The 19899-nt window shown below is 44.3% G+C and carries 16 protein-coding genes; 7 read left to right on the top strand and 9 right to left on the bottom strand.

What is annotated here, in order from left to right:
- Positions 1-13: 13 nt before the first annotated feature.
- Complete coding sequence (locus tag ACN6KS_RS02695; RefSeq protein ID WP_094873956.1) at positions 14-3100, bottom strand: DEAD/DEAH box helicase; 3087 nt, start codon at positions 3098-3100, stop codon at positions 14-16.
- A 502-nt stretch (positions 3101-3602) separates the two neighbouring features.
- Here ACN6KS_RS02695 and ACN6KS_RS02690 point away from each other — a divergent pair.
- The gene (locus ACN6KS_RS02690; protein ID WP_094873954.1) at positions 3603-4376 is read left to right on the top strand and encodes a tryptophan-rich sensory protein; all 774 of its coding nucleotides are present in this window, start codon (positions 3603-3605) and stop codon (positions 4374-4376) included.
- A gap of 81 nt (positions 4377-4457) precedes the next feature.
- On the opposite strand, the gene ACN6KS_RS02685 is transcribed toward ACN6KS_RS02690, so the two are convergent.
- From ACN6KS_RS02685 to ACN6KS_RS02665, 5 genes are all read right to left on the bottom strand, one after another.
- The gene (locus ACN6KS_RS02685; protein ID WP_076285938.1) at positions 4458-4838 is read right to left on the bottom strand and encodes a RidA family protein; all 381 of its coding nucleotides are present in this window, start codon (positions 4836-4838) and stop codon (positions 4458-4460) included.
- 92 nt (positions 4839-4930) lie between these two features.
- Positions 4931-5596 (bottom strand): oxidoreductase, encoded by a 666-nt coding sequence (locus ACN6KS_RS02680; protein ID WP_094874809.1) that lies wholly within the window; start codon positions 5594-5596, stop codon positions 4931-4933.
- A 19-nt stretch (positions 5597-5615) separates the two neighbouring features.
- Positions 5616-6890: an MFS transporter gene (locus tag ACN6KS_RS02675; RefSeq protein WP_094874810.1), complete on the bottom strand. Its 1275-nt coding sequence runs from the start codon at positions 6888-6890 to the stop codon at positions 5616-5618.
- Between the two features lie 95 nt (positions 6891-6985).
- A complete protein-coding gene (locus ACN6KS_RS02670; protein ID WP_341133648.1) occupies positions 6986-8398 on the bottom strand; it encodes an ATP-binding protein in 1413 nt (470 codons plus the stop codon).
- A gap of 170 nt (positions 8399-8568) precedes the next feature.
- Complete coding sequence (locus tag ACN6KS_RS02665) at positions 8569-8772, bottom strand: CsbD family protein (RefSeq protein ID WP_094874535.1); 204 nt, start codon at positions 8770-8772, stop codon at positions 8569-8571.
- 448 nt (positions 8773-9220) lie between these two features.
- Between ACN6KS_RS02665 and ACN6KS_RS02660 the strand changes: the two genes are divergently transcribed.
- The 6 genes from ACN6KS_RS02660 to ACN6KS_RS02635 all read left to right on the top strand — a co-directional run bounded on the left by ACN6KS_RS02660 (position 9221) and on the right by ACN6KS_RS02635 (position 15163).
- Positions 9221-10111: an FMN-binding protein gene (locus tag ACN6KS_RS02660; protein WP_094874534.1), complete on the top strand. Its 891-nt coding sequence runs from the start codon at positions 9221-9223 to the stop codon at positions 10109-10111.
- Between the two features lie 48 nt (positions 10112-10159).
- On the top strand, positions 10160-12040 hold the full coding sequence (locus ACN6KS_RS02655; RefSeq protein ID WP_094874533.1) for an FAD-dependent oxidoreductase: 1881 nt from the start codon (positions 10160-10162) through the stop codon (positions 12038-12040).
- A gap of 247 nt (positions 12041-12287) precedes the next feature.
- The gene (locus ACN6KS_RS02650) at positions 12288-12737 is read left to right on the top strand and encodes a hypothetical protein (protein WP_042184507.1); all 450 of its coding nucleotides are present in this window, start codon (positions 12288-12290) and stop codon (positions 12735-12737) included.
- A gap of 17 nt (positions 12738-12754) precedes the next feature.
- Positions 12755-13735 carry a polyprenyl synthetase family protein gene (locus tag ACN6KS_RS02645; RefSeq protein ID WP_094874532.1) on the top strand — a complete coding sequence of 327 codons (981 nt, stop codon included), beginning with the start codon at positions 12755-12757 and terminating at the stop codon, positions 13733-13735.
- 235 nt (positions 13736-13970) lie between these two features.
- On the top strand, positions 13971-14288 hold the full coding sequence (locus tag ACN6KS_RS02640; RefSeq protein WP_440960679.1) for a transposase: 318 nt from the start codon (positions 13971-13973) through the stop codon (positions 14286-14288).
- Positions 14289-14299: 11 nt separating this feature from the next.
- Positions 14300-15163 carry an IS3 family transposase gene (locus ACN6KS_RS02635; protein ID WP_440962363.1) on the top strand — a complete coding sequence of 288 codons (864 nt, stop codon included), beginning with the start codon at positions 14300-14302 and terminating at the stop codon, positions 15161-15163.
- A 486-nt stretch (positions 15164-15649) separates the two neighbouring features.
- On the opposite strand, the gene ACN6KS_RS02630 is transcribed toward ACN6KS_RS02635, so the two are convergent.
- From ACN6KS_RS02630 to ACN6KS_RS02620, 3 genes are all read right to left on the bottom strand, one after another.
- Positions 15650-16534: a UbiA-like polyprenyltransferase gene (locus ACN6KS_RS02630; protein ID WP_094874531.1), complete on the bottom strand. Its 885-nt coding sequence runs from the start codon at positions 16532-16534 to the stop codon at positions 15650-15652.
- Positions 16535-16574: 40 nt separating this feature from the next.
- Positions 16575-17861, bottom strand: a complete 1287-nt coding sequence (locus tag ACN6KS_RS02625; RefSeq protein WP_440961286.1) for an aspartate aminotransferase family protein — start codon at positions 17859-17861, stop codon at positions 16575-16577.
- A gap of 99 nt (positions 17862-17960) precedes the next feature.
- On the bottom strand, positions 17961-19886 hold the full coding sequence (locus ACN6KS_RS02620) for a peptidase U32 family protein (protein WP_094874529.1): 1926 nt from the start codon (positions 19884-19886) through the stop codon (positions 17961-17963).
- Between the last annotated feature and the right edge of the window lie 13 nt (positions 19887-19899).

Genomic DNA, 19899 nt, shown 5'->3' with positions numbered 1-19899 from the left:
ACTCATATCTGTCTTACATCCAGTCCTGATCCTGCAGTTCAATAAGTTCCTTCAGCTCATGATTGGACATTTCAGTCAACCATGTTTCGCCAGAGCCAACAACCTGCTCGGAAAGATTTTTTTTACGCTCAATCAATTCATCAATACGCTCTTCCAACGTTCCTTGGCAAATCAACTTATGCACTTGAACATTCTTATCCTGACCAATTCGGAATGCCCGGTCTGTCGCCTGATTCTCAACGGCCGGATTCCACCAACGGTCGTAATGGATGACATGATTAGCTCTTGTAAGGTTCAACCCTACGCCACCCGCTTTTAAAGAAAGTACGAAGAAGGATGGCCCTTTTCCCTCTTGAAAATCATGAACCATCTCGTCGCGCTCCCGTTTTGGAATTCCGCCGTGCAAGAACAGCGGTGCTGTTCCATAACGCTTAGTCAGCTTGCTAACCAAGAGCTCACCCATCGCTACATATTGAGTAAAGATCAGCGCAGATTCTCCGACCTCCGCAATGCTATCCAGAATCTCGAACATGACCTCCATTTTACCGGAATGCTCACTTCGCGGACCCCTGCCTTCTTCTTTGCGGAATAGCTGAGGATGATTACAAATCTGCTTCAATTTCGTTAGAGAAGACAGCACGAGTCCTCTGCGAGCCATCCCGCTACTCTCTCCGATCACGCCAAGCATTTCATCCACGACACCCTGATATAGGACTGCCTGTGTTTCCGTCAGCGGGCAATAAGACTTCAGCTCCAGCTTCTCCGGTAAATCTTTAGAAATATCCGGATCGCTTTTCAAGCGGCGCAACAAGAATGGTGATACCAAGCGATGCAATTCCCTTAGTCGCTCTCCACCCTCTCCTGATACATAACGCTGCCGGAAGGAATGGTAGGTCCCTAAATAGCCCGGGTTTAAAAAGTGAAAAATAGACCATAACTCGCCTAATCTATTCTCTACTGGTGTCCCCGTCATAGCTATGCGATGCGGCGCTGATAGCTTCATCACACTTTGCGCCTGTTTCGTCCGATGATTCTTAATATACTGAGCTTCATCCAGCACCACGGTGGACCACTGAACATTCGCTAAATCCTCGCTGTCACGACCCGCTAAATGATAGGTCGTCAATACAATATCATGACTGGCAGCCAGTTCTAAAAAGCTATCCCCCCGCACGCGGCGTCCACCATGATGAATGTGAACTTTAAGCGAAGGCGCAAAGCGCTGCAATTCCCGCTGCCAGTTCCCCAAAAGTGAGGTTGGACATAGAATCAGCACAGGCTCCTGCTTTTCTTCAGGTGGGGCACTTAAAGCGCGGTCCAGCAGGCAGGTAATGACCTGCACCGTCTTACCGAGACCCATGTCATCGGCCAGGCATACCCCAAATCCCAGACCACTGAGAACGGAGAGCCATTGATAGCCACGCTCCTGATAAGGTCTCAGGGTGCCGTGCAGACCTTCAGGTACGGGACGCACTGGAAGATTACGCAATATGTCACCCCGCATCAGCGATGACAATAATCCGGATGTTTCCATCCCCGTGACCGACATCCCTTTCCAGAGCCGCTCTTCACCATCCTCAGCTTCTAGACGCATCCAATCGGCTGCGGTCATTTCCCCATTTTCATGGCGTTTCATATATCTAAGAACCTGGCGAATTTCTTTAGGATCTATCTCAATCCATTCTCCGCGGAAACGTACAAAAGGTACGCCAGCCTCCACCAGTGCGTTTAGTTCTTCTTCACTGATTGTACTCTCCCCAAGTGAGGCTTCAATGCGAAATGAAATCAGCTCTTCCATCCCAAGAGCCACTGGAGCAGGACTATCAATCCCGCTCACTACCGGCTGCATTTTCATCTTCATGCCAATCCGGCGGCGTCCCTCACGGCTCCAGCGCGATGGCATCTGCACGGTTATTCCACGCTCACGCAGCTGCTGCACCGTCTCCTTCAAAAAGAAATAAAGACGCTCTGGTTCCAATTCCGCTCCCGTAGGTGCAGGCTTAGAAAGAGCACGCTCTATATCTGGAGAGATTCTTGCCGCTCGGCCCAGCGCTATAAGAAGCTGCTGCTGTATATTGCGATAGCGTTTCCCCCATAACATAAACTCTCGTTCCTTACTGCTCCAAATCGATTTTGCCGGAATCCAGAATTCCCCTTCTTCCTTGTTCTCCGCCCAGAAGGTTAAACGCCAAATTTCATCATGATCTCCAGGTGGCTCAAGTCGTAGCCCAAGACCCAGCTGTCCACTCCGTGCTTCTACAGGTTCTGATTGCGGCACATCGCTACCAGCTGTCTCATTCACGGTAGCCAGAAGATCTGCCACTTCTGCTTGAGTTCCCTGCACGGGTATATCCCGGCTGCCTGTAAGAAGACTATTCCACCACAGCTCAGTTAAAGGGGAGTAACCCCGGCGATAATTAGCTTTGTAAGGGGTAAGTTCACTTTCAATACCCGCAATCACTTTCTTTATCTCTGCAGTCATTACCGCCTGCATAAAGGAGTAAAGCACATAGGCGCCAGCCTCTTCCCGCGAGGATAAGTCACCTGCCTCAGCGATATGTGTCCCGAGTGCCAATACTGGCATGGAAGCCGCTAGTTGCAGAAAGATCTCCTGATCCTCCTGTTTTCGAAAAGCTGGTGACCAGCAGACCGTTGCTGCCTGTTCACCACCACGCCGGCGTGAACCTACCGGACGTGGGGGCAAGGCTCCAGGCGTAACGCCTCCTGTACCCATCAATTCCAGCGCAAAACGAGCTGCTGCCGCCCAATAGCGCAATTCGCCGCCAGGCTCTACTCCCTGATCCCGGCATAACGACTCATCCCATGCCAGAAGCAGTTCAAATGCATCGCTAGGGACTAAGGCGAGCCCTTCAAATGTTCTTCCGGGCAATCCACGGCGTGCCGGCTTCCCCTCTACAGGAGGAGCCGGATATTTCACTTCTGCGAGCCGCAGAGCAGCACTCGCAAAAGGGCGAACTCCTCCCTGCAGCTCCAGCCGCTTCACCACTCGGGTCCAAGCGTCAACCTTCGGCTCCGAAGTTTCGCCAGAGAAGCAAAATAACACATCCCCCAACCATATTGCATAAAGATGCTTAGTCATCGGTGATCTCCTGTCTTTTAAGCAAGCAAAAAAAGAACCAGTCCGCCACCATCAGGTGGTAACTGCAACCTTTTTCACGAGAAATAAAATTTTGAAGCTATACAAGTAGAAGTAGTTTCTCCATCCTTTTAGAGATGAGATACACTCCTGTAAGAAATATAAGGATAAAGAACTAGGATAAAACTTATCTGCTCTTGAATCTTCATCTCTTCATCTTATACGAAAAAGCGCTGATTTAAAAACGTTTCTGCATATTTTCTGTAGATTTTTATGCAAATAAAGTTGAAGTACATAGAAACACCTATGAAATTTGATTCATTTCAGCATATTTTTAACAAATGTTCTAGCCACTATCGTAAAATACCCTTCACCACTACCATACTATCCATGAATATTATGACTGACTAGTCACTTCTTTTCTTGTTTATAGTCTTAATTGTGCTGAAAGCGGGTATATTTTAAGTAGGTATTACCCTATTAAAAAAGCTAGGGAGTGAATTCTTTGAGACGTTATAATCCTTATAAGTGGTGGAATCTTCTGTTCTTTCTAGGTGTGATTATTGTCAATGTACTCTCAGTGACCTTGCCATTAGGTGGAAACAGCACCGGTGAAATTTCCGACAAATATCATACCTACATGACCCCTGCTGGTTATGCTTTCTCCATCTGGTCACTGATTTATCTACTGCTAGCCGGCTTCGTTATTTATCAATTCCGCTCCTATACAGCCTCTAGAGATTCTGTGAGGGCGATTCAGTTCTGGTTTGTTCTGAGCTGTATTTTTAATATGAGCTGGCTCTTCCTCTGGCAGTATTTATACATCGAGCTTTCTCTGGTTGCTATGGTGCTGATGTTAATCACACTAATTGTCATTTATCGAAAAACACGCCTGATTGCAAATCCTACTCCAGGCGAGAATTGGCTTGTAAAGTTGCCCTTCAGTATATACCTTGGCTGGATCTCTGTGGCCACTATCGTGAACGTCAGCGTTGTTCTGGAGAAGAATCATTGGGAAGGTTGGGGCCTTAGCGGTAGCACTTGGGCCGTTATCCTGCTCTGCGTGGGGACTCTGCTTGCGGTTGTGGTCAGCTATCCTTACCGAGATAGCATCTATCCACTCGTATTCGTATGGGCTTTCATCGCGATTGCCTTGGAACAAAAAGAGGCCAGCAATGTCTATTTAACTGGCCTAATTACAGCAGGCATCCTGCTGCTCTACAGCATCTGGCTAGTGCTTACACCTCGCCGCAGCAGGTACAGTAGTCCTAGATTCTAATATATAAAATGGCGGGCTAAGGTTATCCACCTTAGCCCGCCATTTTGTATATTAATAAAAAAAAGTGCAAAGGATAACTCCTTATTTCTTACGAGCTACCGCTTCAATCTCAACAAGTCCGTCTTTAGGCAGACGCGCAACCTCAATAGCACTGCGGGCAGGATAAGGTTCTTTAAAGAAGGTGCTATAAACCTCATTAACGGCCGCAAAATCATTCATATCCTTTAAGAATACGGTTGTCTTTACTACATGGTCTAGTGTTGCACCAGCTTCCTCAAGAATAGCTTGTACATTGTTAAGCGCTTGTCGCGCTTGTTCTTGTACGCCCTCAGCCAAATTACCCGTTTCCGGATTCAGACCAAGTTGTCCTGAAGTGTATACCCAACTACCAGTGGTTATAGCTTGACTATAAGGACCGATTGCTCCGGGTGCTTTTGTTGTAGCTACTTGTTTTTTGCTCATCTTACTACCCCTCTCCATTATCGCTGATCATTTATTGTCCATTGTAAGTCCTGTTCTCATCTTAATGCAAATTTATTAGAGACTCAGAAAGCTTAGCGTCTCCCAATCACATGTATCACTTCATTCGTATAAATATGTAATCCGTGAGTATCCGCAGACGCAATGTTAACCATAGCTCTTGCGACTGTCGTACCAGGTATGGCACGATATTTAGCCGCCTTACCCACCATTACAAAATCCAGCGTTTTCATCAAACTAGCTCCGACTCTTTCCCCTAATCTGAATTCTTCACGTTGGCCTAGTAGCAAGGAGGGGCGAAATATATGCATCCCTTGGAATCCAATAGCGGTTAAACCTTCTTCCGCTCTTCCCTTTGTCCGACTGTAGAAATTACGCGACTTCGCATCTGCCCCTATTGAAGAGACGACCAAAAACTGTTTAACACCCTGATCTCTAGCTATCGCTGCAGCATCAAGCGGATAGTGTAGATCAACTCGTTCAAACTTTTCTTGTGAACCCGCCTTTTTTATTGTAGTCCCTAAACAACAGAAGATGGAATGTACCCCTTCGAACGACTCTGTATAGTTTCTTAAGTTCTCCCAATCTACAACGATTTGTTTAAGTTTAGGATGTTCTATGGCTAACGGTGTCCGTACAAGCACTCTTACTTCTTCCCAGCTATCACGATTTAACAATTCCTCCGTAACCGCTTTGCCTACCAATCCGGTGGCACCTAATACCATCGCTATTCTTAACAAGGAATAACCTCCTTTACTTCTATTCGTCCTTTAGAATACGACGACCTAGCAGAAACGCAAGTGCAATCATCAGCGTCCCTACCACTAGCTGCATACCATATACCTGAGTCCATTGCGGCCAGTGTGTTATTTTTTCATAGAGCTGACCGCCAATAAGCGGACCAAAAAAGGATGATAACCCGGTAAGCGCCGCATAGGTGGCCATATACATCGGTCGTTCTTTTTTCGGCGTGTCTCCAATAATAAAGTTAAAGGCCAGCTGGTTGAAACCGCCTACACCAACACCAAAAACGATATGGGCCGCAAATAAGACCAGCAGCATCGGCATCACAGACAAGAGTCCCCACATCAATGAGGACAACGCAATAATCGGCAAAGTAAAGAATAACAGTCGCTTATTGCTGTATTTCGCATTTAGATTGCCCCAAACGTAGAAGCTAGCCATCATAAACACGGTCTGGGACACATTAAGCAATGACAACGTTTCATAATTAATATGAAGTAACTGCAACATGACATAAGAGTATAGTGGAACCGTTAGGTTCTGCAACAATAGCCAAGCAGCCAGAAACAAGGTTGACTTCATAAATAATGTATCTTTGAGCGGTTTCTTAAACATGGGTAAAAATTTATGCTCTTCTGATTTCTCGAATGGCACATCCGGATAAAAAAAGAATACTACGACATTCGATATCGAGAAGATCCACACAACAATATATAGAATCAGAAAACCATGACCCCCGGGATAGCGGTCCAGAATAATACCTCCGCCATACATAACCAAACTTCCAAGTGCATTCAGGACAGTGTTACGAATCCCAAAATAACGTCCACGTACCCGTGCGGGAACTAGATCACTAATCACAGAGCTCCACAGCACACCACCAGCAGTATTCGCAATAAAGGCAGTGGTATATAAAGCAATAAATGCGATGACCCAATATTCTTTAGGAAAAATAAACGGGATTAGTCCCGTAGAACCCCAAAGTATCCTGTGCAGACCGATAAAAGTAACCATGGCCCATTTGCGACTTGGCAGCTTCTGAATCAGAAAAGCTACACCAATCTGTGCCACATTAACTAATGTAGTAAGCGCTAGCACAAATCCAATTTGACTAGAGGAGGCTCCTAAATATAGCAGGAATCCTGTTAGGAACTGCCCTTGCAGCAGTACCTGAAAAATAGTTGACGGCACACCTTCCAACGTAGCTATTCGCAAATTTCTGCGATGCACTGAAGGTTTACGAACACGTTTTGAAACCGTAACCTTATGCTTATTTTCCATGTTGTCCATAGAGGCGGTAACACTCCTTTGATGCGGCATTGGCTTCATTCTACTCCGCATCAATCTACTGTCAATACGCCAAATCAACAAATAATATTGGAGCTTTATTCACTATCCGCTTCAAGGGGCAAATGAAGCGAAAATCGACTCCCCTTCTCTTCCTTACTCTCCATAGAAATGAACCCGCCGAGCAATCTGGCCAAGTCATTACTAATGGAAAGTCCTAGTCCTGTTCCACCATATTTCCGGCTAGTCGTTCTGTCAGCCTGTTGAAAGGCCTCAAAGATCATGGCATGCTTCTCCGGTGCGATTCCTATGCCACTATCCTTCACATCAAATACAAGCCAACGTTGCACGTTATCCCCTTCCCCACATTCCTGCTCGCGGATATGCAGCGATACGTAACCTGTCTTTGTAAACTTAAAAGCATTTGAAAGCAAATTACGCAAAATCTGCTGCACTCGATGTGGATCGGAATGAATCATTAGAGGGACATTCTTATCCATAGAGATGTTAAATTCCAGTCCTTTTTGCTTGGCGGTTACAGCAAACTGCATAGCCAGCAAATCTGGAATCTCGCTAACATTTAATTCTTCATTTATAATATCTAACCGACCGGCCTCCACCTTGGACAAATCCAGAATATCGCTGATGATCATCAATAACTCATCACCCGAACGATGGATTATGGCTGCATACTCTCTAATATCTGTTTCCGTAAGCGAATCATCATTTTCTTCAATTAATTGCGATAAATTAATGATGCTATTCAGTGGAGTTCTAAGTTCATGTGACATGTTGGCTAGAAATTCCGACTTGAATTGAGACGCCATCATTAACTGATTAGCACGCTCTTCAAGATCAAGCTTGTTCTTATGTAATTCTTCAGTCTGAGCAGACAACTGTTCGTTAGCATGCTGGATCTGCTCATTCCTTAGAAGACCGAGTTGAAAATCCCGGATAATTAATGAGAACAAAATACTTAAAATCAGCCCCGCCGGGAACGTAATTGGCATAATCTCTCTTATGTACTCTTCCACAGGGATAACGCCTAACAACATAATGTTTATGGCATTCATAAGATTAACAATTAGAATAACGATCAAACCTTGATTCACAATACTGAGGGTTGAGCGTCTGACCCAGTAGCTAAGCGCCGCGCAAATAACTCCCAAAATAAAAAGATTTAGCATTCCTGCAATCGCTGCCTCTGTCACTCCAAAAGTTAACCTTGTAAGCCCCGTGCCTATACCGATTAATATAAGCGTGATGGGTCTAGGATATGCTAGCGTCGAGATGATTAGGGGTACAAACCGCAAATCAAAGATCACGTGGTCGTCCAGATTATAACCAAAAAGAGTACTGATCCAACCAGCAAAGATCGCCAGGATCACCCAACTGGCCTTCTTTATTCCTACACTTGCATTCGAAATGGTATGTTTATAGATCAGATTAGCCAAATAGGCCACGGCTATAAGAATTGCGGTATTCCCGAAAAATATTTTAAGATACCCCATGATTTTGCTCCTACCTGCACAAGATAAATTACAGATTTCATCTCACAATAATACCATAGCTTAACCTTTGCACACCTAATTGTTGCATAGGAAGAGCGCAAATCGTATACGATTTGCGCTCTTCCTATGCATTTTATATTTGGGTACTTAAGAATATAAGCTAATTTGATTTAATCGCGGTAGGAACGTCCCCAGGTTTGATACTCTTTTTCCGCGTCTTCTTTCGAATGGCCATAACGCTCTTGTAGTTTACCTACTAACTTATCCTTTTCACCATCAATCACATCAAGGTCGTCATCTGTAAGCTTGCCCCATTGCTTTTTGGCCTCGCCTTTGAGCTGTTTCCATTTTCCTTTAAACACATTGTTGTCCATTATATGCTCATCTCCTTAGCTGAATTAAATAGGGTAGAATTCTAACCTGTGTTATCGTTACATTACCCTGTCCTATTCGCCATGAATCTTACTTAATCTATAGAAAGTCACAATTTGTCAAATAATAGTTTAAAAAAAGGTATTCAAACCCTTTAAAATTTGATACAATCTAGATATAAATTAAACATTTAATTTTTTAAGTGATTTTTTTCACATGGGTTTATCTGATCTATATGCTAAAATGCCCTCGGAGATAAAACAACATGGTTAAATTTTTTTCTATTACATGCCGATATATGTCATGATACTGTTGGAGTTTGGTACTTCATCCCAAAATTAAAGTGACAAATATCATTTATAAAGTGATTTTTATCACTTCGCACAGCTATTAAAATGTTTTACATTTTAATATATATATTTTAAACTATATTTTTGGAGGTCATAACAAATGAAAAAAACAACAGTAATCTTGTCGACTGCCCTTATCCTTGGTAGTTTGCTTGCAGGTTGTGGTAACAACACAGACAACACACCGGCAGCAACAAACGCTCCAACAGAAAACAACACAGCAACTAATTCCACTAACACTGGAACTGAAGCGGCGAAGTACAAAGATGGAACATACTACGCTACTGCTGATGTTGATGCTAAAACTGGCTGGCAGTATTTCGCACTCTTAACTGTAGAAGGTGGCAAGATTACTAAAGCTGACTGGGATGCTTTCAACGTCAATACAGCTGGTGACCTTAAGAAAAAAGTTTCCGAAGATGGTAAATATGGCATGAAAGCTGGTGGTGCTTCTTCTGAATGGCACGAGCAAGCAGCAAAAGCTGAAGCTTTCCTGATTGAAAAACAAGATCCAGCAGCTATAACTTTAGACGCTGAGGGGAAAACTGATGCTATCTCCGGTGTATCTGTACACGTATCTGACTTTGTGAAAGCTTCTGAAGCTGCTCTGGCTGCTGGACCTGTTGAAGCTGGCCAATACAAAGACGGAGGTTACCATGCTGAAGGCGAGATGGATAAAGACTCCGGTTGGAAATCTACTGTTGACTTGACTGTTGCTAACGGTAACGTTGTTGCTGTTAAATTCAGCGGCGTAAATGCTGCTGGCGACGACAAGAAACAATTCTCCGTTGATGGTAAATACGGTATGAAAGCTGGCGGCGCTTCTGCTGAATGGCATGAAGAAATCGCAAAAGTTGAGCAATACTATCTTGAAAAAGGTACTGCTCCAGAACTTACAGCTGAAGGTAAAACTGATGCAATTTCCGGCGTGAGTATTCATGTTGGTGAATATTTTACACTTGCTGAAAAAGCACTCGAAGGCGCGAAATAATTTCGCATAACCTTCTGCAGTTAATCAGACGAATGAGGTGAATTTCTTTTGAAAAAAATAGTCATTTTAGGCGGCGGCTACGGCGGCGTACTCACGGCTAAGAAACTGGCAAAGAAATTTAAGAAAAACAAAGATGTTGAAATCACACTGATCGACCGGAATCCATATCACACTCTATTGACTGAGCTGCATGAGGTTGCCGCGAACCGCGCTCCAGAGGATTCAATTAAGATCGATCTAAAGAAAATCTTTGCTGGCCTTAAAGTGAATGTTGTTCTTGACGAAATCAGCAATATTGATTTCAAGGGTAAGAAACTCAAATCCAATAAAACTACCTATGCGTATGATTACCTTGTAATCGGTACAGGTAGCAAACCAACGTTCTTTGGCATTCCAGGTGCAGAAGAGAATACTTTCTCCTTCTGGTCTTACGATGATGCGGTAGCATTGAAACGTCAAATCCGCGACATGTATACCAAAGCCGCTATGGAGAAAAATCCAACTGTACGCCGTGCAATGTTAACTTTCGTTATCATCGGTGCCGGCTTTACAGGTGTCGAGCTTGTTGGGGAAATGGCTGAGCAACGCGAAGAGTTATGCAAAGAGTTCTATATCGACCCATCCGAAGTGAGATTGATTGTGGCTGATATGGCTCCGAAGATTCTGCCTATCCTTCCAGATAAGCTGATTCAAAAAGCTGAGGCTCACCTTCGCAAGCTGAACGTGGAAATTGTTACAGGCGCCAAAATCACTGAAGTGGGCGAAGGCAGTGTTGCCCTTGGTGAGAAAAACGTTGTCGCTTCACAAACCATCGTTTGGACTGCAGGTGTCGAAGGATCTGAAATCGTAGGCGGACTTGAAGTACAACAACAAGGACGCAAACGTATTGTTACGAATGAGAACCTTGAAAGTGTAGATCATAAGAACGTATATGTAGTAGGGGACAATATTTTCTTCATTCCTGAAGGTGAAACTCGTCCTGTACCACAAATGGTTGAGAATGCTGAACAAGCAGCTCCGATCGTTGCTGGTAACATTGCAGCTGACATTCAGAACACTGCTAAAAAGGCATACAAACCAGGTTTCCACGGTACCATGGTATCCATCGGTAGCCGTTACGGTGTAGCAAACGTTGGTTTGCCAGGCAAGTTCTTTATGCTTACTGGTTTTATGGCAATGTTATCCAAACACTTTATCAATATGTTCTACCTGTCTCAGGTTGTAGGCTTCAATAAAGTTTGGACTTACATGATGCATGAGTTCTTCCATGTTGAGAACCGTAAGAGCTTCTTGGGCGGACACTTCTCCAAGCGTTCACCTAACTTCTGGCTCGTTCCGCTTCGCATGTTGCTTGGTGGAATGTGGTTATATGAAGGTATAGATAAGTTACGGAAAATTTGGGTAGATCCGAATAAGATATTCCTAATTCCAGCCGCTCCTTTTGCAACGGATGCTTCATCAGCAGCCAGCGTAGCGGTGGATGCAGTTAAAACAACAGTAGATGCACAATCTGCAGCTTCAGCAGTATCCACTGCAAAAGAAGCGGTTGAAGCATTGCCAGTTCCTGGTTTCGTATATGATATTACGAACTTCTTCATGGATTTGATGTTCTACAACAACGACGGAAGTTATACTTTCCTCGCGAAATGGTTCCAAATCGGTATGGTATGTGCAGAAATCGTATTCGGTATTATGCTCATCGTTGGTCTGTTCACAGCTATTGCTTCTATAGCGACGATAGCCATGTCCGTCATGATCTGGTCGACCAAAATGGCTTCTACAGAAATGTTATGGTATGTTGGTGCGGGTATCGCCTGCATCGGCGGATCGGGCAGCACATTTGGCCTAGATTACTATGTACTTCCTTGGCTTAAGAAACATTGGAAGAGAGTTCCAATCGTCAGACGATGGTATCTATACACCGACTGATTATAAAGCCCTGATTTCGTGTAATCATTTATTTTAAAGAAAATATGTAGATTGCATGTCAGTAAGCTAAATATGGATGTACTTCAGAGTAATGTGTCCCTAGGACACATTACTCTCCTTATTTACAAGAAGAAAATAATCTTCCTAATATCAGGAAATGGTCAGTTTATTCTTTAATGAATGGTTTTGTAGGGATGATCAGGGGTATGGTTTCTTCCGGCAAAACCGACAAGAAGGAGAGAATCTTGTGAACAAACAACTCATAGAAGATACCCTCCGGTTGTTGCATACTGAAATGTCACCTATTGCCGGAATTGAGCTTAATCCCTCTCCGGCTGCATGTGAGCAGCTAATCTCGGTACTAGAACGCCATGATCTGGAATACAACCGCAAAGTCAATTTGCTGGGTATTTACACTATTCTCACTTTGGCAGCTGAGCGCCATATGGAATGTATCCCACATCATCCCGACCTTACACGCAACATTTTGGATGGAGATTACTTGTACAGCTTTTACCTTCAGTTTGCGGTGAAATGCCGTGAGCTTGACCTAGTTGCTTATTTAGCTCCTTCGATCAAAAAAATGCAAATTAGACGGTCAAATGGAGACTTCGCGGAACATGATCCAGCGGCTGGAATCGAACAATTCTTGATTCAAGAGTGCAGACAGCGTAGTCGCACAAGCAAAGCCATTTGACAGGTGGGATCTATAAGATGAAGCTGCATGAGGCCTTAAACATAGACATAGATGAAATTAATCGTGAAATCGTAAATCTTGTGGCACGAGATAAGGATGTTCCTAAGAAATCTCAACTCGGGCAGAGTGTTCTTGAGCTTATAAATTCTGGAGGTAAACGCCTCCGCCCTCTTATGGTCATTGTTGGCAGTCGTTTTGGCCGAAAGGATACAGGTCGAAGAGCGCTTCAATTAGCTGCTGCCGCTGAATTTATTCATGTTGCCTCATTAATTCATGATGATATCATCGACGATTCTGAGTTACGGCGGGGCAAACCCGCCCTACATACTAAGACGGGCACACGATCAGCAGTGCATATTGGCAATTATATGTCCGCTCGGGTTATCGAACTGTTAAGCAAATATACCGGAGACAAAAACAAATATGTTCATGACTTATCTTCTGTAGCTACTGCTCAGCTCTGTCTAGGTGAGTATCAGCAAATGGAACATGCTTTTGATTATGAGATTACAATGGAGCAGTATCTGGAGAAGTCCTTAAACAAAACAGCTCTCCTTATGGCTACCTGCTTACGTGTGGGTGCATTATCCACCGAAAGCTCAGAGGAAGTGGCCAACCTCCTGTATACCTTTGGCGAAGCCTTAGGCATGTCGTTTCAAATACAAGATGACCTGCTGGATTTCACGCAGTCTGAGGCTGTGTTGGGTAAGCCCGCCGGTAGCGATCTGCGTCATGGTCAGGTTACCCTGCCAGTGCTTTATGCATTACAGGATCCAAGGCTTTCGCCAGTGATTCGTGCAATCGGCCCTGATTCTTCCGATGCTGAGGTGGTACATGTGCTCGCCCTTATTAAGAGAAGCGATGCCCTAGCTCGCGCAGAAAGGGTCAGCCAGAACTACCTGGATAAGGCTGGGGCGATTGTGCAGCAGCTCTCCTCCTATCCGGCGCATGCCGATCTGGATACGCTACTGCAATATTTTGCCGACCGTGATCGCTAAAGCAGATGCTAACGTAGCAATTAAAAACGGATACCTCCCATTCACTTGGGTGGGTATCCGTTTTTTTGTGTACTTTAGCTAAACAAGCCGAACGTAGCGCAGCGCCCGTGAGCGTGTTTAGCCTTTTAGCTTCCAGGCTCTACTATTCAACATATAGGGAAATCTGAAACTAGAATTAAAAGTGGACACCTCGTTAAGAGATTAAGATAATGAAGATATCTAAGGAGGTGTTCACATGGGTGAACAGCGGCAACGGTATGATGAAGAATTTAAGAGAAACACTGTTAAATATTTGCAAGAGCAGACAAAGTCGGTGGAGGATATCTCGTTAGAGTTGAACATTCCAGCAAAGACTTTGCATGGGTGGAAGGCTAAATATCGCGAGTTCAAAAATGAACCTATTGTTACCTTGGAACGATTCCGAGAGATGGAACAGCTGCTTAGAGAAAAAGAACATGAGATTCAGATGAAAGATAAAAGGATTGCAGATGTTGAGGAAGAACTCACAATTGTAAAAAAAGCAGTGCACATCTTCAGCAAACCAAGGAACTAAGATTCCAGTTTATTGAGGATCATCGCTCCGAGTTCATCTTGGAGAAGATGTGCAAGGTTATGGAAGTTTCTCGGAGCGGATACTATAAGTGGAAAACCTCTATGCCGAGCAAGCAAGAGTTGCGAAAGCGTGAGTTAATGGGGCGAATTACGTATCACTATCACGATAACTATCGACGCTATGGTGCCCCTAAGATTACAAAAAAATTGCGGCATGAGGGCTACAAGGTTACCGAGAGAACCGTTGGCTTGTATATGAAAGAGCTCAGTCTGCGTTCCTGTGTTTGTAAGAAATTCAAAATCCAAACGACCGATTCTAACCATAACTTTCCAATCGCACCCAATCTTTTGAATCAGCAGTTTAAAGTAAAAAAGCCTAACCAGGTTTGGGTTACCGACATTACCTACATTCCGTGCAGAGAGGGACGTCTTTATCTCGCAAGTGTGCTTGACCTGTGTACGCGTGAGATTGTAGGCTGGCGCCTTCAGGACCGCATGACAACCGACTTAGTACTAGGAGCCCTACAAGATGCTTATGTAGCCAAGAAACCCAAGAAGGGGTTATTGCACCATTCTGACCGTGGAAGTCAATATGCATCTGAGGATTACCAAGAGCAACTTAAAACATGCAAGATGAAAAGTAGCATGAGTCGCAAAGGAAATTGCTACGACAATGCATGCATAGAATCCTTTCACAGCATTCTGAAAAAGGAGCTTATTTACTGTAGCCCACGCTTTAAAACGAAACAACAAGCATACGACGAGATTTATAGTTATCTTGAGTTTTTTTACAATCGGAAACGAATCCACAGCTCGTTAGGCTATCTTTCGCCGGTACGGTTTGCTGCGCAATTTAATAAGAGAAAGGCAGTTTAATGATGTCTACTTTCTTGACAGAGGTCCAATCCTCCCTTTAATTAGCTTAAAATCGCTTGGAATCCACGATTATAAGGAATTCCTCCCTCTAAAAACTTGAATTTGTATGGTTTATAGACTAATCAGCCAATTTAGAGGGGGACTTTCCCTATAACAAGATCTAAAGTCAATAAAGCTCGGAAATATAGGGAGGTTTTCCCTATAAGTCTACCTTGGATTAGTTCAGCCCTCTCACACGGCTCTAGCCCCCCTCGCAGATGCCAACAAAAACAAAAAAGGAAAGCCGCGTTGCCAGCTTTCCGATCCCTTTGCCTACCCTGTTTTGGGTAGGCTGTTGTCTTTTGTTGTTAGCTTGGAGGCAATGCGCCAATGGTTAGGACTTCACTGCGTGGAATTTTGGAACTGTAGAAGCGTAGCGCTCGAAAGTCCAACATTCCACGCAGTGCAGCTTCCTAACCTCCTAACCATCCACCGAACTAACTCTCCCTAGCTAACATAGAAAAAATCAATCAGCGTACACAATAAAATCACCATGCTGATCACCTGATTCAGATTATAAGAGGCCACCTTCATCAATTTACGATTGGATGGTTTAATAATCTTATGCTCGGTCATCAGGAGCAGCGTCGCAATGCCAATCCCCACCAGATACATCCAGCCGAGGTCACGCCATACATATAGGAACAATAGCAACATAATCATGATGAAATGTAGACCTTTTGAAATGCGCAGGGCATTCTCCAGTCCGAAAAAGCTAGGAATAGACCATAGCCCATGCCGCCGGTCAAATTCGATATCCTGAGTACCGTAAATAATATCAAAACCGGCAATCCACAGCATAACTACTGTTCCGATGACAAACGGTGTAAATGCGATATTTCCGGTGACAGCAAACCATGCACCAATCGGTGCAGAGGCAATAACAAACCCTAAATATAAATGACTGAGAAAGGTAAACCGCTTCGTATAGGAATAAGTTGATATCAATACGATAGCCACCGGCGATAAGATCAAGCAGAGCAAATTAAGCATGCCTGAAGCTACAATGAAAATAGCATAGTTGACGATAACAAAGACAACAACTTCTTTTTCCGCCAGTAAACGTCGAGGCAGATGCCGATGTGCCGTACGAGGATTCTGTTCATCGAACGTACGATCCACCAGCCGATTGAAAGCATTGGCGCCATTACGGGCGCCGATCAATGCAATCAATCCCCAGATCATCAAATGTCCCGATGGCCAGCCCCCTGCGGCCCATACCATCGATATAATCGCAAACGGCAGCGAAAAAAGCGTATGAGAGAACATGACCAGTTCGCTGAACATTTTAAGTTTTAGTCCCGCAGTTTTACATATGTTTAGAATCGCCATTCGTGCATTCCTCTTTCTTTACTACTTGTGTTTAAGTTCATTAATGATTATGCTCTGCAAGGACTTCGTTCAGGACGTTAAGCATCCCGTCAATATCTTCTTCCGTAATAATCATCGGTGGCTGGAAGGCCAGTACATTACGTCCTATGCCATTTTTTCCGATTAGATAACCCCGGTCCTTCATCGTTTCCAGCACTTGATCTGTAAGTGCCGCTGCGCCTTCAGCATCTGCACCGGCAAGTTCTGCACCCAGCATAAGTCCAGTTCCCCGCACCTCAATAATTAGCGAAGGATAACGGGCTTGTAGCGCCTCCAAACCTGCTTTCAATCGTTCTCCGAGTTCTACCGAGCGTTCCGGAAGCCGTTCATCTCGAATATAATCAAGCACAGCCAGCGCTGTTGCAGCAGATACCGGATTGCCCCCAAACGTAGAGGCTGACGGGCGGTTTAGTGCAAGGGCAATCTCATCGGTTGTAGCAAAGGCTGCGACCGGAATTCCGTTGCCAAGTGCTTTGGCCATACTTATAATATCGGGTACGACATCAAAATGCTCCATAGCAAACATTTTGCCAGTACGTCCAAATCCAGTTTGAATCTCATCAGCAATCAGGAGCACGCCATATCTCTCCAACAATGCTTTTACATCCCGGAAGTAGGATCGGGTTGGCATGATCATTCCGCCGTTGCCTTGGATTGGCTCTAAGATCATAGCAGCGATAGTATTGCCCTTCTCTTCGAGCACCCGCTCCAGCGAATCCAGGGATAAGGAAGCCGCTTCCTCCAGAGATAGATCCTGATGATACGGACGAGGAATAAACTCGACATCATGATCCAAATATTTATCCGTGCGCCACATTGGCAGACCTGTCACACTCATAGTCAGATTGGTACGGCCATGTAGACCGCTCTCCAGCGCTATGAACCCTTTACGTCCCGTATACATCCGTGCTAATAGCAGAGCTCCCTCATTCGCCTCAGAGCCACTATTAACGAAGAAGGTCCGACGTAAATCACCCGGCATTACCTCTTCCAAACGTTCAGCTAAATCTACACTTGGTTGGGTTAAATAAATAGTTGTCGTATGCTGCAGCTGTTGCAGTTGTTCAATCGTACGTGCTGTTATGGCTGGATTACAATGCCCACAAGCGACTACGGATACACCCGCGAAAAAGTCCGTATAGGATTTACCCTTCTCATCATAAACAAACTGCATTGAACCACGAACAAGCTGAGGTGCATCACGGTAAAAATGCTGTGTACAAGGATAGAAATATTGCTTACGTTTGGATGCTACCGCTTCTCTTCCGATGAAGTCTTGTTGTTCCATGAAGGGTTCTCTCTCCTTTTTGTGAAAATAGTAACTTATTCATAGAGTCCTGTGCATCACCCTATTACACGGCGATATCTAGTCCCCATTAAAATACAATTAGTTGAACTGCAATGAGCCCAAAGTATAACCCGCATAGACCGGCTTGAGGCCGCCCAGCATGTCATCCTTCTTATCGGATCCGTTAATTGCCTGTTGATATGAAATAATAATTTCACGAAGCTGTTCGACGCTATAGGTTGCTCCTTCAATACGGAAGCTTGATATTCCTAGTTCACTCATTTCATTCAACAATGGTAAATAGCAGAGTTCTTTGGCAAATAACAGATGGCAACGGCCGTGCTGATCACGATATACCGGATTCTCACCTTTGTCTGTCTTTAGAACCAAAACACTATTGTGCACATATTCATTATCCTCTTCAGCAATAGGCTCCATCAACTCAGTATTCTCATAAAGATCATGTTCCATATACATTAGTGCAGGTGTACCATGAACTACCACTTCCAAAGGCGCTTTACAACGTGAGGCAAAGGTAGCAAAATGCTCCACCGTCATTTCCGGAGACACTGAAAGCTGAGTCAAGCCTAAGTTAGTATATAATTGCGCTGACAGATGATTGTATACATTTAAATTACTGTCCCCAATTAGCGGGTATCCTGTAGCGTTGTAACGACGAATGGCTCCTAAATTTGTAACGATAAGACCGTCAATCGGCAAGCGTTCTCCCTGAAGTAATTGATCATATTGATCAAAATGCAGCTCTGTCATCATACGTGGCAAACCTAAGTAAATTTTGCTATCGCCTTTCCGTTCACCAAGTTCCTTAATGTCCCGTTTCGTAAAAGGTTGATCGGGTTCAAAAACATCCCCCGGCAAGTACAAGCTATCAACACCAAGCTCTAAGACCATCCGGGCCTGTTCCATATTATTTACTCGGACAGCTAGCTTAGCTTTTGTCTTCTGCGGTTGCTTAACCTCAGCCAAACTCTCCCGCACCTGCTCAACACGTTTTTCAGATAATTCCCGCTCTGCGGTTGGTGTACTGAACACTTTTCCAGTGCTATAAAATTTGCCTGTACCTTCGTAACGGCGGTTAATGTTAGCCAAGCCTGGTTTGCCAAAAGCATAAGCTGTCGAAAAGTCACGTTTGCGGTTGTTATAGAGTTCTTTAGTATCGACCGTACGGTCAAAGCCAATCGGATCATCGATATACCGGTCAATAGCTTCACCATAACTATTCGCCAGCATCACCATAAATTCCTTATCCCGCATGCGGCCCTCTATTTTGAAGGAGGTAATGCCTGACTCAATTAATTCCGGCAGATGCTCATACATGAACATATCTTTTACAGCCAATGGATATTCAGCAGGATAAACATAACCATCTTTTTTCACCCGATAATCCCAGCGACAAGGCTTCATACATTTCCCACGGTTACTGCTCATACCGAATACATGAGAGCTGAAATAACAATTCGCTCCGTGAACTGAGCACATATCTCCGTGAATAAAATACTCCAGTTCCATCCCACTCCGCTGACCAAGCAGTTTAGCTGTCTGCAAATCCATTTCCCGTGAAGTAACCACACGACTTACACCCAGATCACGCAGCGCGTAGATCATTTCCAGGTTGTGCACATTCATCATTACCGAAGAGTGAATCGGAAGATTAAGCCCCATCTCGCGAATAAGCTCCAGCACTGCCATATCCTGAACAATTAAGGCATCCGGGCGAGCACCGTCAAGGAAACGCAGATATTCTTTAGCCTCTTCCACATCTTCTTCACTAAACAGGTTATTCACTGTGATATACACTTTTTTGTCTAGACGGTGAGCAATATCTAGTGCCTCTACGATCTCCTCATGAGACAGATTATATCCTTTACGCATCATTCTCATATTCAATACAGGTCCACCAAAATAAACTGCATCACATCGTGCCTGGATCACTTCCTTGAAAATCTCAAACGTTCCTGCGGGTGCTAATAATTCAATCTCTCTACCGTTAAAATAACGTGCCATTCAAGTTCCCTCC

This window comes from Paenibacillus nitricinens (assembly GCF_052056485.1).
In the GTDB taxonomy this organism is placed as follows: domain Bacteria; phylum Bacillota; class Bacilli; order Paenibacillales; family Paenibacillaceae; genus Paenibacillus_AQ; species Paenibacillus_AQ nitricinens.
Note: the sequence above shows the minus strand (reverse complement) of the source record. Positions and strands in the feature narration are given on the sequence as shown.

What these genes read in the sequence shown, in the direction of transcription:
- ACN6KS_RS02695 (WP_094873956.1), bottom strand. Translation starts at nt 3,100, where the DNA reads ATGACTAAGCATCTTTATGCAATATGGTTGGGGGATGTGTTATTTTGC.
- ACN6KS_RS02685 (WP_076285938.1), bottom strand. Translation starts at nt 4,838, where the DNA reads ATGAGCAAAAAACAAGTAGCTACAACAAAAGCACCCGGAGCAATCGGT.
- ACN6KS_RS02675 (WP_094874810.1), bottom strand. Translation starts at nt 6,890, where the DNA reads ATGGACAACATGGAAAATAAGCATAAGGTTACGGTTTCAAAACGTGTT.
- ACN6KS_RS02670 (WP_341133648.1), bottom strand. Translation starts at nt 8,398, where the DNA reads ATGGGGTATCTTAAAATATTTTTCGGGAATACCGCAATTCTTATAGCC.
- ACN6KS_RS02665 (WP_094874535.1), bottom strand. Translation starts at nt 8,772, where the DNA reads ATGGACAACAATGTGTTTAAAGGAAAATGGAAACAGCTCAAAGGCGAG.
- ACN6KS_RS02660 (WP_094874534.1), top strand. Translation starts at nt 9,221, where the DNA reads ATGAAAAAAACAACAGTAATCTTGTCGACTGCCCTTATCCTTGGTAGT.
- ACN6KS_RS02645 (WP_094874532.1), top strand. Translation starts at nt 12,755, where the DNA reads ATGAAGCTGCATGAGGCCTTAAACATAGACATAGATGAAATTAATCGT.
- ACN6KS_RS02640 (WP_440960679.1), top strand. Translation starts at nt 13,971, where the DNA reads ATGGGTGAACAGCGGCAACGGTATGATGAAGAATTTAAGAGAAACACT.
- ACN6KS_RS02630 (WP_094874531.1), bottom strand. Translation starts at nt 16,534, where the DNA reads ATGGCGATTCTAAACATATGTAAAACTGCGGGACTAAAACTTAAAATG.
- ACN6KS_RS02625 (WP_440961286.1), bottom strand. Translation starts at nt 17,861, where the DNA reads ATGGAACAACAAGACTTCATCGGAAGAGAAGCGGTAGCATCCAAACGT.
- ACN6KS_RS02620 (WP_094874529.1), bottom strand. Translation starts at nt 19,886, where the DNA reads ATGGCACGTTATTTTAACGGTAGAGAGATTGAATTATTAGCACCCGCA.